16 protein-coding genes are annotated in these 13,774 nt (G+C 70.6%); 7 read left to right on the top strand and 9 right to left on the bottom strand.

Annotation, left to right across the window (positions count from 1 at the left end):
* Window positions 1-7: 7 nt before the first annotated feature.
* The gene (locus tag IC605_RS01160) at window positions 8-175 is read right to left on the bottom strand and encodes a hypothetical protein (RefSeq protein ID WP_216317833.1); all 168 of its coding nucleotides are present in this window, start codon (window positions 173-175) and stop codon (window positions 8-10) included.
* Window positions 176-221: 46 nt separating this feature from the next.
* Here IC605_RS01160 and IC605_RS01155 point away from each other — a divergent pair, with 46 nt between their 5' ends.
* Genes IC605_RS01155 through IC605_RS01140 form a run of 4 tightly spaced genes read left to right on the top strand, consistent with a single transcriptional unit; the run spans window position 222 to window position 5,002 of the window.
* Entirely contained in the window at window positions 222-836 is a 615-nt protein-coding gene (locus IC605_RS01155; protein WP_216317831.1) for a class I SAM-dependent methyltransferase, read from the top strand.
* A 34-nt stretch (window positions 837-870) separates the two neighbouring features.
* Window positions 871-2,787 (top strand): N-acetylmuramoyl-L-alanine amidase family protein, encoded by a 1,917-nt coding sequence (locus IC605_RS01150; protein ID WP_343216458.1) that lies wholly within the window; start codon window positions 871-873, stop codon window positions 2,785-2,787.
* Between the two features lie 32 nt (window positions 2,788-2,819).
* The gene (locus IC605_RS01145) at window positions 2,820-4,655 is read left to right on the top strand and encodes an arginine--tRNA ligase (RefSeq protein WP_216317829.1); all 1,836 of its coding nucleotides are present in this window, start codon (window positions 2,820-2,822) and stop codon (window positions 4,653-4,655) included.
* Window positions 4,652-5,002 (top strand): hypothetical protein, encoded by a 351-nt coding sequence (locus IC605_RS01140; protein WP_216317827.1) that lies wholly within the window; start codon window positions 4,652-4,654, stop codon window positions 5,000-5,002. The genes IC605_RS01145 and IC605_RS01140 overlap by 4 nt, the downstream gene beginning before the upstream one ends.
* Window positions 5,003-5,006: 4 nt before the next feature.
* Here the strand turns inward: IC605_RS01140 and IC605_RS01135 are convergent, their stop codons facing one another.
* Complete coding sequence (locus IC605_RS01135) at window positions 5,007-6,116, bottom strand: prephenate dehydrogenase (protein ID WP_216317825.1); 1,110 nt, start codon at window positions 6,114-6,116, stop codon at window positions 5,007-5,009.
* An 82-nt stretch (window positions 6,117-6,198) separates the two neighbouring features.
* On the opposite strand from IC605_RS01135, the gene IC605_RS01130 reads away from it, so the two are divergent.
* A complete protein-coding gene (locus tag IC605_RS01130; RefSeq protein WP_216317822.1) occupies window positions 6,199-6,630 on the top strand; it encodes an HIT family protein in 432 nt (143 codons plus the stop codon).
* Window positions 6,631-6,711: 81 nt separating this feature from the next.
* Here IC605_RS01130 and IC605_RS01125 read toward each other — a convergent pair whose 3' ends face one another.
* The gene (locus IC605_RS01125; protein WP_216317819.1) at window positions 6,712-7,107 is read right to left on the bottom strand and encodes a VOC family protein; all 396 of its coding nucleotides are present in this window, start codon (window positions 7,105-7,107) and stop codon (window positions 6,712-6,714) included.
* A 73-nt stretch (window positions 7,108-7,180) separates the two neighbouring features.
* Here IC605_RS01125 and IC605_RS01120 point away from each other — a divergent pair, with 73 nt between their 5' ends.
* Complete coding sequence (locus tag IC605_RS01120; RefSeq protein ID WP_216317817.1) at window positions 7,181-7,639, top strand: MarR family winged helix-turn-helix transcriptional regulator; 459 nt, start codon at window positions 7,181-7,183, stop codon at window positions 7,637-7,639.
* 15 nt (window positions 7,640-7,654) lie between these two features.
* Here IC605_RS01120 and IC605_RS01115 read toward each other — a convergent pair whose 3' ends face one another.
* The gene (locus IC605_RS01115; RefSeq protein ID WP_216317815.1) at window positions 7,655-8,302 is read right to left on the bottom strand and encodes a glycosyltransferase family 2 protein; all 648 of its coding nucleotides are present in this window, start codon (window positions 8,300-8,302) and stop codon (window positions 7,655-7,657) included.
* Between the two features lie 195 nt (window positions 8,303-8,497).
* On the opposite strand from IC605_RS01115, the gene IC605_RS01110 reads away from it, so the two are divergent.
* Window positions 8,498-8,953 (top strand): SRPBCC family protein, encoded by a 456-nt coding sequence (locus tag IC605_RS01110; protein ID WP_216317813.1) that lies wholly within the window; start codon window positions 8,498-8,500, stop codon window positions 8,951-8,953.
* A gap of 114 nt (window positions 8,954-9,067) precedes the next feature.
* Here the strand turns inward: IC605_RS01110 and IC605_RS01105 are convergent, their stop codons facing one another.
* The 5 genes from IC605_RS01105 to pyrH form a co-directional block, all read right to left on the bottom strand.
* Window positions 9,068-10,186, bottom strand: coding sequence for a M50 family metallopeptidase (locus IC605_RS01105; protein ID WP_216317811.1), 1,119 nt, complete (start codon window positions 10,184-10,186; stop codon window positions 9,068-9,070).
* A complete protein-coding gene (dxr, locus tag IC605_RS01100; protein ID WP_216317809.1) occupies window positions 10,183-11,349 on the bottom strand; it encodes a 1-deoxy-D-xylulose-5-phosphate reductoisomerase in 1,167 nt (388 codons plus the stop codon). The genes IC605_RS01105 and dxr overlap by 4 nt, the downstream gene beginning before the upstream one ends.
* A gap of 120 nt (window positions 11,350-11,469) precedes the next feature.
* Entirely contained in the window at window positions 11,470-12,300 is an 831-nt protein-coding gene (locus tag IC605_RS01095; RefSeq protein WP_216317806.1) for a phosphatidate cytidylyltransferase, read from the bottom strand.
* A gap of 91 nt (window positions 12,301-12,391) precedes the next feature.
* Entirely contained in the window at window positions 12,392-12,943 is a 552-nt protein-coding gene (gene frr / locus IC605_RS01090) for a ribosome recycling factor (RefSeq protein ID WP_216317804.1), read from the bottom strand.
* 70 nt (window positions 12,944-13,013) lie between these two features.
* Entirely contained in the window at window positions 13,014-13,721 is a 708-nt protein-coding gene (gene pyrH / locus IC605_RS01085; RefSeq protein WP_216317802.1) for a UMP kinase, read from the bottom strand.
* Window positions 13,722-13,774 lie beyond the last annotated feature (53 nt).

Genomic DNA, 13,774 nt, shown 5'->3' with positions numbered 1-13,774 from the left:
GCTCCTTTCACCGCCCGTCTTCGAGGTCTCGCACCCGGCTTTCCAGTTCCCGGACACGTGCGGAGTTGCCTCCGTCCCAGGCGCGGCGGATGACCCTGACAACTACATAGAGCCCGAACAGCAGCGCCAGGAAGGCCAGCAGCGCGATCAGGTCCATCACTCCGGGGGTGGGCATGACTCAGCTTACGTGCCCCGCCCCGCCCCCATTCCCGAGGAGCCCCATGACCGAGTACCGCGACCCCGAGTACGCCCGCGCCTACCTTGCCGCGCAGGACGCCGTGCCCCAGCGGGGGGTGGGGGAGAGGCTGCTCCTCGACCTCCTGCCCGTCCACACCCGGCGGGTGCTCGACCTGGGGTGTGGGGACGGGCGGCTGCTCGCCCTCGTCCGCTCACGCTTCGAGCAGGCGGAGGGGGTGGCGCTCGACGCGTCGGAGGCGATGCTGGAGGCGGCCCGCGCCCGTTTCGCGGGGCAAGTCGGCGTGACTGCGGCCCATCACGACCTGAACGACCCGCTGCCCGACCTGGGAACGTTCGACGCCGTGGTGAGCGGCTTCGCCATCCACCATCTGCCCGACGAGCGCAAGCGGACCCTGTACCGGGAGGTTCGTGCCCGTCTCGCGCCCGGCGGCGTCTTCCTGAACCTCGAACACGTCGCCAGCGTGAATGAGCGTGAGCACGCCCGCTTCCTCGCGCTGCTGGGTGGGAAAGAGGATCAGAGCAACCGCCTCGCTCCCGCCTGGACGCAGGTGGAGTGGTTGCGGGAGGTGGGGTTCATGCAGGCGGACGTGGCGTGGAAGTGGCTGGAACTCGTCCTGCTGGTCGGGTGGGTGGACTGAGCCGGGCGAACCTCATCCTTCTTTTCCTCCGCGCGTGCTAGACCTCGCTATGCTGCCGCGCCGCGCCTTGCTCACGCTCGCCCTGCTCGCTGTCCCGGCCCTGACCGCCGCGCGGGCCGCGCCGGAGGTGTTCGTCGCCTATCCGCCGGAGGGGCACCGGGTCACCTTCGATCATGTCCTGCTGGAGGGAAGCGTGCCGCCCGGGGCGGGGCTCAGGGTGAGCGGTCAGCCGGTGTCCGTCGGGGCAGACGGCCTCTTCATCCTGTGGTGGCCGCTGCGGGTGGGCACGAACGACCTGCGGCTGGTCACGACGCTGAACGGCCAGACGGGCACGCGGACGTTGCGGGTCATCCGCACGGCGACGGGGCCGCTGCCCGCCACGCCCACGACCATCGACCGCAAGAGTGTGGCGCCGGGTGTGGCCTACGAGTTCTGGGACACGGCCCGGGACTCTCCGGACGAGCGCGCCGTGCCCGTGTCCTTCCGGGGCTCGCCGGGCGGTCGGGCGGCCTTCCGCGTGGGAAGCGGCCCCTGGACCCCCCTGCGCGAGGTCGGGCCGGGCCGGTACGAGACCGAGTACGTGGTTCCCGTCGCCGCCCGGCTGGAGGAGGCCGCCGTGACCGTGAGCCTCACCGGGCGGGGCGGCAGGGTGGTCACGGCCACCGCACCGGGGCGCCTGACGAGCACGGGCGAGGGGCCCCGCACCGGCACCCAGCGGCCCGGCACCGTGCGCGGCCTGGGCCTGAACGAGGGAAGCAACGCGGTGACCACCCTGGAGGGCAAGCCGTTCCTGTACCCCCGTGACGGCATGACCTTCACGCTCGTCGGGCGGGTGGGGGAGGACGTGCGCGCCCGCCTCGCCCCCGGCGTGAGCGTGCTGATCACCGAGAGGCAACTGGACGTGACGGACGGGGCCCCCGCGCCCGCCCTGGGTGGAGAGGTGACGCTGGACCCCGCGCCCGCCGAGGCCGCCCCGCCTCCCCCTGCGGCCCCCGTCCCGTTGCTCCCGGCCCTGCCCTTCACGCCCCTCGTGCCCGCGAACACGCCGAACGGGGTCTTTCCCCCCGCTGCCCCCGGTGGGGCCCTGCGCCTGCGCCTTCCCCTCAGCGGTGCCCGCGTCCCCTTCACCGTCGCCCAGGAGGGTGAGGGACGCCGCCTGACCCTGACCCTGTACGGCCTGGGCACGCCGCCGATCCTCCCCGCCCCCCTCACCGATCCGCTGGTCGCGCGGGTGACCGCCGAGCCCGTCGCGCTGGGAGTCACGCGGCTGAGCCTCGACCTGACCGCGCCGCAGCTCTGGGGCTTCACCGCCAACTACGACGGCGATGACCTGCTCCTCACCGTGCGCCGCCCGCCGACCCTCGACCCGGCGCGTCCGCTCGCGGGGCGGGTGATCGTCGTCGATCCCGGGCACGGCGGCACCCAGTTCGGCGGGGCGGGAAGCCTGCGGGTGCCCGAGAAAGACCTCACCCTGCCCGTGGCCCGCCGCGTGGCCGAGTTGCTGCGCGCCCAGGGCGCCGACGCCGTGCTCACCCGCGACGCCGACGTGACCCTCGGCCTGTACGAGCGCGACCTCCTCGCCGAGGCGCGGGGCGCCGACCTCCTCGTCTCCATCCACGCCAACGCCCTGCCCGACGGGCGCGACCCGCGCGGCATCCGGGGCCCGGAGGTCTACTTCACCCACCCGCAGGCACAGGCCCCCGCCGCCGCCATCCTCGCCGCCCTGCGCCGCACGCTGCCCGACCTGGGACCCGGACAGGGCCTCAAGCCCGGCGCCGACCTCGCCCTGACGAGGCCCACCACCCAGCCCAGCCTGCTCGTCGAGACGGCGTACCTGACCGACCCGGGGAACCTGCGTGTCCTGATGGACCCGGGCGGGCGCGAGCGCTTCGCGCAGGCCATCTCGGCGGGCATCGCGGATTTCTATACGGCGGAGTTGAAAGAGGACTGAGCCCCGCTTCCCCGCTGTTAAAATCTCCCGTTATGGACCTCAAGGCTCAACTCAAGGCCGCCGTCGAGGGGGCCGCCGCCGCGCTCGGTGCCCCCGTCACCGACTCGCTGGTGGTCATTCAGGAGACCCCGGCGAACAAGCCCGGTGACTACGGCACCCCCACCGCCTTCCAGATCGCCAAGGCGCTGGGCGGGAATCCGGCGCAGGTCGCCGCAGGGCTCGCGCAGAAGGTCGAACTCCCGGCGGGCATCGCCCGAGTGGAGGCGACCGGGCCCTTCCTGAACTTCTTCGTCGACGTGGGCGAATTCGTGCGCGGCGTGGTCGAAAACCCGACCGAAATCGAGGCCAAGGGCGGCAAGGTCGTCATCGAGCACACCTCCGTCAACCCCAACAAGGAGCTGCACGTCGGCCACCTGCGGAACGTGGTGCTGGGCGACAGCATGGCGCGCATCTTCCGGGCGGCGGGGTTTGCGGTCGAGGTCCAGAACTACATCGACGACACCGGGCGCCAGGCGGCGGAGGCCCTCTTCGCCGTCAGCCACTACCACCGCGTCTGGGACGGCGTGCAGAAGTACGACCACTGGCTCGGGGAAGGGTACGTGCGGTTGAACGCCGACCCCGAGAAGCCGAGCCTGGAGGAGGGCATCAGCGCCGTCATGCACCGTCTGGAGGCCGGGGAACTGCGCGGCGAGATCGAGAAGGTCGTCCGGGCGCACCTCGAAACCTGCTTCCGGCTGGGGGCCCGCTACGACCTGCTGAACTGGGAGTCGGACGTGGTGGGCAGCGGCTTCCTCGCCCGGGCGATGGAGATTCTGGAGGCGAGCCGTTATACCCAGCATCCCACCGAGGGCAAGTACGCGGGCGCCTTCGTGATGGACGTGTCCGAATTCATGCCGGGGCTGGAGGAGTCCCAGGTCGTCCTGATGCGCTCGGACGGCACGGCGATGTACGCCGCCAAGGACATCGGCTACCAGTTCTGGAAGTTCGGCCTCTTCGAGGGGATGCGGTTCAAGCCCTTTATGGGTGACCCCGAGGGCAAGACCGTCTGGACGAGCGCGCCCGACGGAGAGCCCGACACCGAGCAAAGATTCGGCCACGCGCAGGAGGTCATCAACGTGATCGACTCGCGCCAGGAGCACCCGCAGAAGATCGTGAGGGCGTCCCTGGGCGTGGCGGGCCACCCGGAGGAGGAAGAGCGCAGCATCCACCTCTCCTACGCCTTCGTGACGCTGGAGGGGCAGACGATCAGCGGGCGCAAGGGCATCGCTGTGAGCGCCGACGAGGCGATGGACGAGGCCGAGCGGCGGGCGCGAGCTGTCCTGACGGAGTTCAACCCTGGCCTCGACCAGGAGGATGCGGCTGAGATTGCGCGTCGTGTGGGCATCGGCGCCATCCGCTTCGCCATGCTCAAGGCCGAGCCGACGCGCAAGATTGATTTTCGTTGGGAGCAGGCGCTCGCTCTGAACGGTGACACGGCCCCTTATGTGCAATACGCCGCTGTTCGTGCTGCAAGCATTCTCCGAAAGGCGCAGGAAGCCGGGTATGCCATTGACGGCACGGGAGCCGACTGGGATGCCCTGCCCGACGTGGACCTCACCCTCGCCAAGATGGTCGCCAAGCTGCCCGAGATCGTCGCCCAATCCGTCCGCATCCACTCGCCACACGTGGTCGCCCAATACGCCCTCGACCTCGCCACGGCCTTCAACGCCTGGTTTAACGCGAAGGATAAGTCTGGGAAACCGGCTACCAACGTTCTCCAGAGCCCCGAGGGTCTGCGTGAGGCCCGCCTCGCCCTCGTCGCCCGGCTGAGAAAGGGCTTCGAGGAGACGCTGGCCCTGATCGGGATCGAGGTGCCGAGCGCGATGTGAGCGGGGAAGGGGTGGACCTGACCGGGTACCGCGCGGCCCTGGAGTTTGTCTGGGCGCTTGAAACCCTGGCCCATTTCACCCCGTTCAGCCCCTTCGAGAGCGCCGAGGAGATGGCCGCGTTCTGCGAGCGTCTGGCAGACACCCACGTCGGGAACGCCGCCGCCCTCTTCCACCTGTGGCTGCGCTGGGAGGCGGAGGGCAACTGGCGGGCAGACCCGCTGGAGTGGCTCCTCATCAATCTGCTGCTGCGTCATCCCGGGGAGGGGGAGGCGGCTCTCTCCGCCGTCCGGCGCCAGGTCACGCCCCCCGAGGCCGGGCGGCTCCGACGGCACTTCGGGGAGGACTGACTCCTCACCCCCGCGCCCGCACCTCGAAGCCCGCCGCGCCCAGAATCTCGCCCGCCCGGCGCACGTCCTCCAGGCTCTCCAGACCCAGCCGGATCGCGCCCCCCTCCTCGCGGATGGCGAGAACCTCGATGTCCTTGATGTTCACGCCCGCCTCTCCCAGCGCCTGCGTCACCGCCCCGATCTGGTTCGGCCTGTCGGGTACGGCGACCACGAGGTCGTGTTTGGGAGGCAGGAGGCTGCGTTTGACCACGGGCAGGCTGTCGCGCGTGCGCTTGCCTTCCTGCGCCGCGTCGAGGAGGTCGTCCGGCTCGTCGAGGTCGGCCTCCAGGCGGTCGAGCTGCCGCCGGAAGCGAGACAGGGCCTCGCGCAGCGCCGAGCGGTTTTCCACCACCATGTCGCGGCTCATGCGGGGGTCGCCGCTCGCCACCCGCGTCAGGTCCCGGAAACCGCCCGCCGCGAGCAGGCTCAGCCGCTCGTCCCGCGCGACCATGTGCGTCAGCGCGAGGCTGGCGAGGTACGGCAGGTGGCTCACCGTCGCCACGAGCCCATCGTGGGCGTCGGGCGGCATCACGACGGGGGCCGCGCCGAGGTGCTCGACCAGGGTGCGGGTCCGGCTGAGGGCGGTCAGCGGCGTGTGGTCGGTGGGCGTCAGCACCCACACAGCGTTTTCGAGCAACCCCGCCCGCGCGTGCGTCACCCCGCCCCGCTCGCTGCCCGCCATCGGGTGCCCGGCGACGAAGTTGCGCACTCCCAGCGCCTCCAGCTCGGCGGCGATCCCGGCCTTGACGCTGCCCACGTCGGTCACGAGGGCCTTCGGGGAGAGCCACGGGGCCAGCTCGCGCGCCAGCGGGGCCAGCGCCCGCATCGGTGCCGCGAGGACCACGAGGTCGGCCTCCCGCAGCCACTCGCCCGGCTTGGCCCGCACCTCGTCCACCACGCCGAGCGCCTCGGCCTCGCGGAGCACTTCCACACTGGTGTCGAGGCCGATCACCCGCCGGGCCAGAAACCGCTGCCGCAGCCCCAGCGCCACACTGCCCCCGATCAGCCCCACGCCCGCCACGACGGCGGTCTCGAACAGTGGAGCGGGCGTCACGGGCGCGGCGGGGTCGGTCATGAGGGGGAGGCTAGCACGCGGTCCCGGGGCGGGCCGGAGGGCTGGCTCGGTGGGCTCTTGCCGGGGGGCATAGGGTGAGCCCATGTTCGGTCAGGAGCAGGGGTGTGTCTTTTGCCGGATCGTCCGGGGTGAGGCCGAGGCGAGTCTCGTCCACGAGGACGACCTCGTGACGGCCTTTCTCGACATCAACCCAGGCACGCCCGGGCACGTCCTCGTCGTGCCGCGCCGACATGTCGCCGGCCTGGGTGAACTCGAAGACGCCGAGGCCGCGCGCCTGATGCTGGTGGGCCGCTCCGTCCTGGGGGCCCTGCGGGGGGGCGCCGTCCGGTGCGAGGGCGTCAACCTCTTCCTCGCGGACGGCGAGGCGGCGGGGCAGGAGGTCGGTCACGCTCACCTGCATGTGTTCCCGCGTTTTGCGGGAGACGGATTCGCCCTGCACGGGGACTGGACCCGCTTTCCGCCCCGTGCGGAACTCGACGCCCTCGCCGCCCGGCTGCGCGCCGCCTTGGGGTGAGGGCGTCCTCACCCCCTCCATCTTCCCGCTTCACGGGGGAGGCCCGCACGCGGTCCCGGACGCGCCCGGGGGCTGGCGCGGTCAGGTTCCCGGCTCCGTCACCCACTGCACGAGCTGGAAGATCACGCCGTTGGGGTCCTCGACCTGAAAGTACCGTTCGCCCCACGGCTCCGTCTCTATGGGTGTGACGACGGGCACCCCCTCGGCCCGCAGCCGCTCGTACTCGGCGTCGATGCCGTCCACGACGAAGACGACGAGCAGTCCCTCTCCCGCGGGCCCGGCGACGCGCTCCGGTTTGAACGTCTCCAGCCCGGTGCGCAGGAAAATCAGGCTGAACCCCACATCGTCCCTCGCCAGCGAACACATCACGCCCTCGACCTCCAGACTCGGCGTGAACCCGAAATGCCTGCTGACGAACCCGGCGGAGGCGGCTACATCGGCGACGTTGAGCGAGAGGGCAGACGCGGTGACGTTCATGCTCGTCCTCCTGATTGACAGGATGCTGTCAAGAAGGCGACACTACCTCCGTTGACAGGCTACTGTCAATCCTGTGACGTACTCCCCGGCTGGAGCGACCTTTTCCGAGCTGGCCGTGCTCGTCTTTCGCCTGAACGGCGCTCTGCTGGGGGCGGGCGACCGGATGACCGCGCCCGTCGGCCAGACGAGTGCGCGCTGGCAGGTGCTGGGGGTGATCGACGAGCGGCCCCTGACGGTGGCGGCCATCGCCCGGACGATGGGGCTGGCCCGGCAGAGCGTGCAGCGAACCGCCGACCTGCTCGTCGCGGACGGCCTGGCGGCGTACGAGGACAACCCCGAGCATCGGCGGGCCAAGTTGCTGCGGCTGCTGCCCCCCGGCCAGGAGGTGCTGGACGTGATCGAGGCGAGCCAGCGCGACTGGGCCAACCGGGTGGGGGAGGCGGTCGGGGAAGACGACCTCGCCCGGGCCGCCGTCCTGCTCGAACGCCTCCTCCTCGTGCTGGAGGGGGGCGAGGGACGAAGAGGTCGGTGACGCCACGCTCCCGCCTCACCCCTCCCGTTTCTTCCTGGCCCGGTAGGTCAACAGGTCGGCGTACATCTTCGTGCGGAAGCCCACGCCCTTCCAGAAACCGCGCTTCTTCTCCTTGAGGACCTGACGCAGTTGCGGGAGTTCCACGTAATCCCAGCGGGCTCCGGTGTTCTTGAGGTGGTCGGTGATGGGCGGCTCGGGCCAGCGCTCCTCGCCCAGGCGGGGGACCTCCAGCAGCCACGCCCGGCGACACGCCCGCTGACCGCTGAGGTGCGGAGTGAGCTTGTTGCCCCAGTCGGTGACGAAGCCGCCGCCCTCGAAGACCCCAATCGCCATGTCGAGTTCTCCGGCAAGCACGGGCCGCAGCAAGACCTCCAGATGCTCGCGCGTCAGGCCGATCAGGTCGGCGTCGAGCATCACGACGAATTCCGCCTCCGTGGCCTCCAGCGCGGCCTTGAGCGCCGGACCCTTGCCCGCGTTCTCGTGCAGCTCGACCACCCGCGCCCCGGCCCCCCGCGCCGCCTGAGGGGTGCCGTCACTGCTGCCGTCGCTGGCGACGACCACCTCGGGCGTGAATTCCCGCGCGACCTGGACCACGCCCCCCACCGTGTCCTCCTCGTTGAAGGCGGGAATCACGACCGCCACGCGCGCCTCTGCCTGCCCCATCTCGGCTCATGGTAAGGCTTTCAGCCGTCAGCGATCAGCCGTCAGCCGTACACGGCGGGCGGGGGCCGGAACTGTATCGCGGGCACGAAAGTAAAGTCCGCCGTTCCCCTCACCTCACGCTTCGCCTGGGGGCGGCGCCTACGCTGGACCTGACCGCCCGGACAACCGCAGCCCACACTTCCACCGGAGGCCCCCATGGAATACCAAGGCACCCGCCGCATTCAGGCTTCTCCCGAGGAGGTCTTCGCGTTCGTCTCGGACGTGCGCAACCTTCCCCGTTACCTCCCGACCACCCGGCGCGCCGAGCCCCAGGGCGAGGAGCGGGTGGCCGTGGAGGGCGAGGCCAACGGCCACCCATACCAGGCCGACGGACGCTTTCACAAAGACGCCCGGAACCACCGCCTGGAGTGGGGCAGCGACGGCGAGATCAACTATTCCGGCACCCTGGAGGTCAGGCCCGACGGCGACGGCTCCCAGGTCAGCGTCAAGCTCCGCTTCGAGCCCGACCCCGGGCGCGCTCCCAACGAGGACATGCCCGGCCAGGCCCCCTCGAACGATCAGATTCAGGAGGGCATCGACAAGGCCCTGGAGTCCATCCAGAACTTCATCGAGGGCCGCGGCGGCAAGGAAGAACCCAGCGCGGCGACCTGAGCGGGAGTCGCCAGCGGCCAGTCGCCAGTAAAAACAAAAACAGGAGGAAGGCCCGCCTCGGCATCGGCCTTCCTCCTTCTTTTCCTGATGGCTGACGGCTGAAAGCAGACCGCTCTAGAAAAACCGGCTCACGTCCCGCACCACCACGAACACCATCAGGAGCATCACGAGCGCGAAGCCCGCCACGTTGATAGCCTGCTCCTGGGCCAGCGAGAGCGGACGGCCCCGCAGCGCCCCGATCAGCACGAGCATGATGCGCCCGCCGTCGAGCCCCGGAATCGGGATCAGGTTGAAAAAGGCGAGCGAGAGGTTGAGCAAGATGGCGACCTGCACGAGCGCCCAGGGGCTCACCTCGGCGGCGCGGCTGACGACCTCCGCCGTGCCGATGGGGCCGGTCACGTTCTCGTCGCGCGAGAGGTCGAGGGTAAAAAAGCGCGCGAAGAGGTTCCCGAAGGCCCGCAGGATCTGCGGCACGGCCTCGGCGGTCGTCTGGAGCGAGGTCACGAAGGCGGTGGGGACGCTCGCGGGCTGCACGTCCGGCCCGTACCCGATGCCGAGGAGCTGCCGGGCGCCGTTCACACGCGGCTGCCAGTCGAAGGTCACCTGCCGCGCCGCGCCGCCCCGCTCGACCGTCAGCGTCTTGCGGCCCGCGGTGGTGAGCACGTCCCGCAGGCCCTCCCAGCCGGGGCGGGTCTGCCCGTTCACGCTGACCGTCTCGGGGATGTCGCGCCCGTTGAGCGCCGTGACCACATCTCCGGGGCGCAGGCCGAGTGCCTGGGCCCGCGAGCCCTCCCGCACCGACTCGATCCGCACCCGGTCGAGGGCCGGGATGCCCTGCGCCGTGAAATTGGCCGTCATCAGGCCAATCGCCAGCACGAGGTTCATCAGCGGCCCGGCGAGCAGCACGGCCACCTTGCCCCAGGCGGGCAGCGCCGCGAAGCCCCGGGTGGGCTGGCGGTACGTGCCGCCCGGTCCCTCCTCGGGCGCCATGCCCTCGATCTCCACGTAGCCGCCGATGGGCAGCAGGCTGACCCGCCACTCGGTGCCCCGCCACATCCGCCTGAGGAGCACCGGCCCCATGCCCACGCTGAAGGACTTGACCGGCACCCCCTGCCTCTTCGCCAGCGCGTAGTGCGCCAGCTCGTGCAGGAAGGTCGCGACGCTGATGATCAGGAGGGTCCACAGCAGGCCCACCGGGGTCAGGGCCGCCCCGATGCTTTGCAGGATATTCACGCCCGCACCCCCGTCCGCACGAGTTCCTCCGCCCGCGCCCGCGCCCAACCTTCCGTCTCCTGCAAGGTCTCCCAGGTCAGCGTCCCGGCGGGCGTCTCGTCCATCACCCGCTCGATCAGGCGCGGGAGGTCGGTGAAGCCGATCCGCCCCGCCAGGAAGGCCGCCACCGCCACCTCGTCCGCCGCGTTCAGCGCCGTGGGCAGTAGCCCGCCCGCCTCACCCGCCCGGTACGCGAGGCCGAGGCAGGGAAAGCGGGCGGCGTCGGGCTCGCGGAACTCCCAGTTCCCCCGTAACGGCCAGCCCAGGTGCCCGGCGACCTCCGGCCCCCGCCGCGCGCCCCGCACATCGCCTGGGCGGGTCATCCCCGTCGGCGCCGCGTCAATGGCGTAGGCGATGGCGAGGCGCATGTCGGTCGGCCCGAACTGCCCCTTGAGGCTGCCGTCCCGAAAGCGCACCGCCGCGTGCAGGGCGCTCTGCGGGTGAACGACCACATCCACCTGCGAGAGGGGCAGGCCGTAGAGGGAGGCGCACTCCATCACCTCCAGCCCCTTGTTCATCAGGGTGGCCGAGTCGATGGTGATTTTCGGCCCCATGCTCCACGAGGGGTGCTTGAGGGCCTGCTCGGGCGTCACACCGGAGAGGTCCGCCGGGCCGTCGCGGAAGGGGCCGCCGCTCGCGGTCAGGATCAGTTCGGCCACGTCCGCCGGGTCCTCGCCCGTGAGGCACTGGTAGACGCCGGTGTGCTCGGAGTCCACCGGCACCAGCCGCCCCCCGCCGAGGGCCGCCGCCCCCCAGATCAGGCTCGCCGCCGTGACCATCGCCTCCTTCGTCGCCAGCGCGACCGAGCGGCCCACCTCCAGCGCCGCCCGGGTGGGGGGAAGGCCGAGGAGCCCGCTCATCGCGTTGACCACCACATCCGCCGGGAGGGCCGCGACCTCGGCGGGGTCGGCGACCACCCGCACGCCCGGGAACCGCGCCCGCGCCTCCGTGAACGCCTCCTCCGCCACGCTGACCACCTCGGGCCGGAACTCGCGCACCTGCGCCTCCAACAGGTCGAGCTTCCGCCCGGCGGCGAGTGCCCCCACCGTCCAGCCGCGCTCCCGCGCCACGTCGAGTGCCTGCGTGCCGATACTGCCCGTACTGCCCAGAACCGTGAGCCTCATGGGGAGACAGGATGGCGCATGGGTGTGAAGACGAGTGTGGGGAAGGTGCGCGGCAAGCCGGAACGAGAAAGCGGCGGCCCCGGCGTCAGGCCTCGGCCACCGCACACCGTCTCCCGACGCCTAGCGCGTGAACACGTTGATGTTCAGGAACAGATACGTCGCCGGAACCGCGAAGAGCAGGCTGTCGAGGCGGTCGAGAAAGCCCCCGTGCCCCGGCAGGCTGCTTCCCGAATCCTTGGTCTTCAGCGCCCGCTTGAGCAGGCTCTCGGCGAGGTCCCCGAGCTGCGAGGCGCTGGCGACGAGGATGGAGTACAGCAGGGCGTCGAGCGGCGACCAGATTTGCGTGAGCTGCGTCATCACCAAGACCGTCACGAAGCTGAAGGCCAGGCCGCCGACCGCTCCCTCCACCGTCTTGCCGGGGCTGACCTCGGGGGCGAGTTTGCGCCGCCCGAAGAAGTGCCCGCCGAAGTACCCGCCGATGTCGGCCGCGAAGGTGGCGAGGAGCGGCAGCGCGAAGTACAGCAGGCCGTCCCCCGCGTCCGGGCTGTAGCGCAGCAGCAGGAAGTACCCCAGCAGCCACGGGATATAGAGCAGCCCGAACATCGAGTACACGACGCGCTCCAGCGGGCGCTCGCCGGGCCGCATCACCTCCATGACGAGCATGTACCCCAGCGCGACCGTCAGCACCGCCTCGCGCCACGAGCCGCCCGGCCACGGCGTCTGCGGCCACAGCGGCAGGCTCGCCACGATCAGGGCCGCACCGAACACCGCCAGGGACACCCGCCGCACGTCGATGTCGTTGCGGTCGAGCATCCGGATGTACTCGTAGAGCGCCATCACCGACACGGCGATCAGCGCGGGCAACATCGCCACCCACCCGATCCACACGATGACGCTGATGATGGTGAAGCCCACGACCGAGGTGAGGACGCGGGTGCTCAGGGACTCCATGGCCGCCCCTGACGGTGGGCGTGTGGCGTGTCGCCCGTGGCCTGAAGAGGAAAGCCCCTCCTGTTCCACACGCCCACGAACGCGGCGAGCCTCACCCGAGGATGTCCTGCTCCTTCTTGGCGAAGGTCTGGTCCACCCGCCCGATGTACTCGTCGGTGATCTTCTGAACCTCGGCCTCACCGCGCTTGATGTCGTCGCTGCTGACGCCTTCGAGCTTCTTCACCTCGTCGAGGGCGTGCTTGCGCAGGTTGCGGATGGCGATGCGGGCGTCTTCGGCGTAGTTCTTGGCGTTCTTCACGAGCTCCTTGCGCCGCTCTTCGGTCAGCATCGGCAGGCTGATGAAGATGGTGTCGCCCTTGTTGTTGGGGTTCAGCCCCAGGTCGCTGTCGCGGATCGCCCGCTCGATGGGCCCCAGCGCCCCCCGGTCCCAGGGGGTGATGACGAGCGTGCGCGCGTCCGGCGTGGTGATGCTCGCCACCTGATCGACGGGGACCGTGGAGCCGTAGTAGTCCACCGTGATCTTCTTGAGGATGCCGGGGTTGGCGCGGCCCGTGCGCAGAACGCTGAGGTTGTTCTCCAGCGCCTCGATGGCCTTGCCCATGCGTTCGCGCGTGTCCGCGCTGATGGCTTTCATGTCCGCCATAGGAGTCTCCTTTGAAGAAGAGAAGTCGAGGCCGATTCTAGCCCGTGAGGAAAAGATGTGCCTGCCCGGCTCAACTCTCGATGAGCGTGCCCACCCGCTCGCCCGCCAGGAGGCGGCGCAGGTTCCCCTCCTGAAAGAGGTCGAAGACCACGATGGGCAGCCCCTTGTCCATGCACAGGGTCAGCGCGGTGGCGTCCATGACCTCCAGGCGCCGCTCGACGACCTCCCGGTGGGTGAGACGGTCGAGTTTGTGCGCGTCCGGATTCTTGCGCGGGTCGGAGTCGTACACGCCGTCCACCTGGTTTTTCGCCATCAGCACCACGTCGGCGCCGATCTCCAGGGCGCGCAGGGTGGCGGTCGTGTCCGTCGTGAAAAAGGGCGCCCCATTTCCCCCGCCGAAGATCACCACGCGGCCCTTTTCCAGGTGGCGCATGGCGCGGCGGCGGATATAGGGCTCGGCGACCGCATGCATCTGGATCGCCGTCATCACGCGGGTGGGCTGGCCGGTCGACTCCATCGCGTCCTGAAGGGCCATCGCGTTCATCACGGTGCCCAGCATCCCGATGTAGTCGGCGGTGGCGGGGTCCATCCCCTTGCCGTTGCGGGCGCCGCGCCACAGGTTCCCGCCGCCGATCACGACCGCGAGTTCGACCCCGGTGCCGCCCAGCGCCCCCGTGATCAGCCGGGCGAGGTCCGCCGTGGTGTCGGGGCTGATGCCAAAACCCGGTTCACCGGAGAGGAACTCACCGGAGAGCTTGAGCAGGACGCGTTTGTACACAGTTTCACCTCTTCGCGGAGAGCGGGAACAACCCGGCGGGCCACAGGGGAGCC

Origin of the sequence: Deinococcus aestuarii (assembly GCF_018863415.1) — a bacterium.
Taxonomy (GTDB): Bacteria; Deinococcota; Deinococci; order Deinococcales; family Deinococcaceae; genus Deinococcus; species Deinococcus aestuarii.
This window is presented reverse-complemented; position numbering and strand designations above follow the sequence as displayed.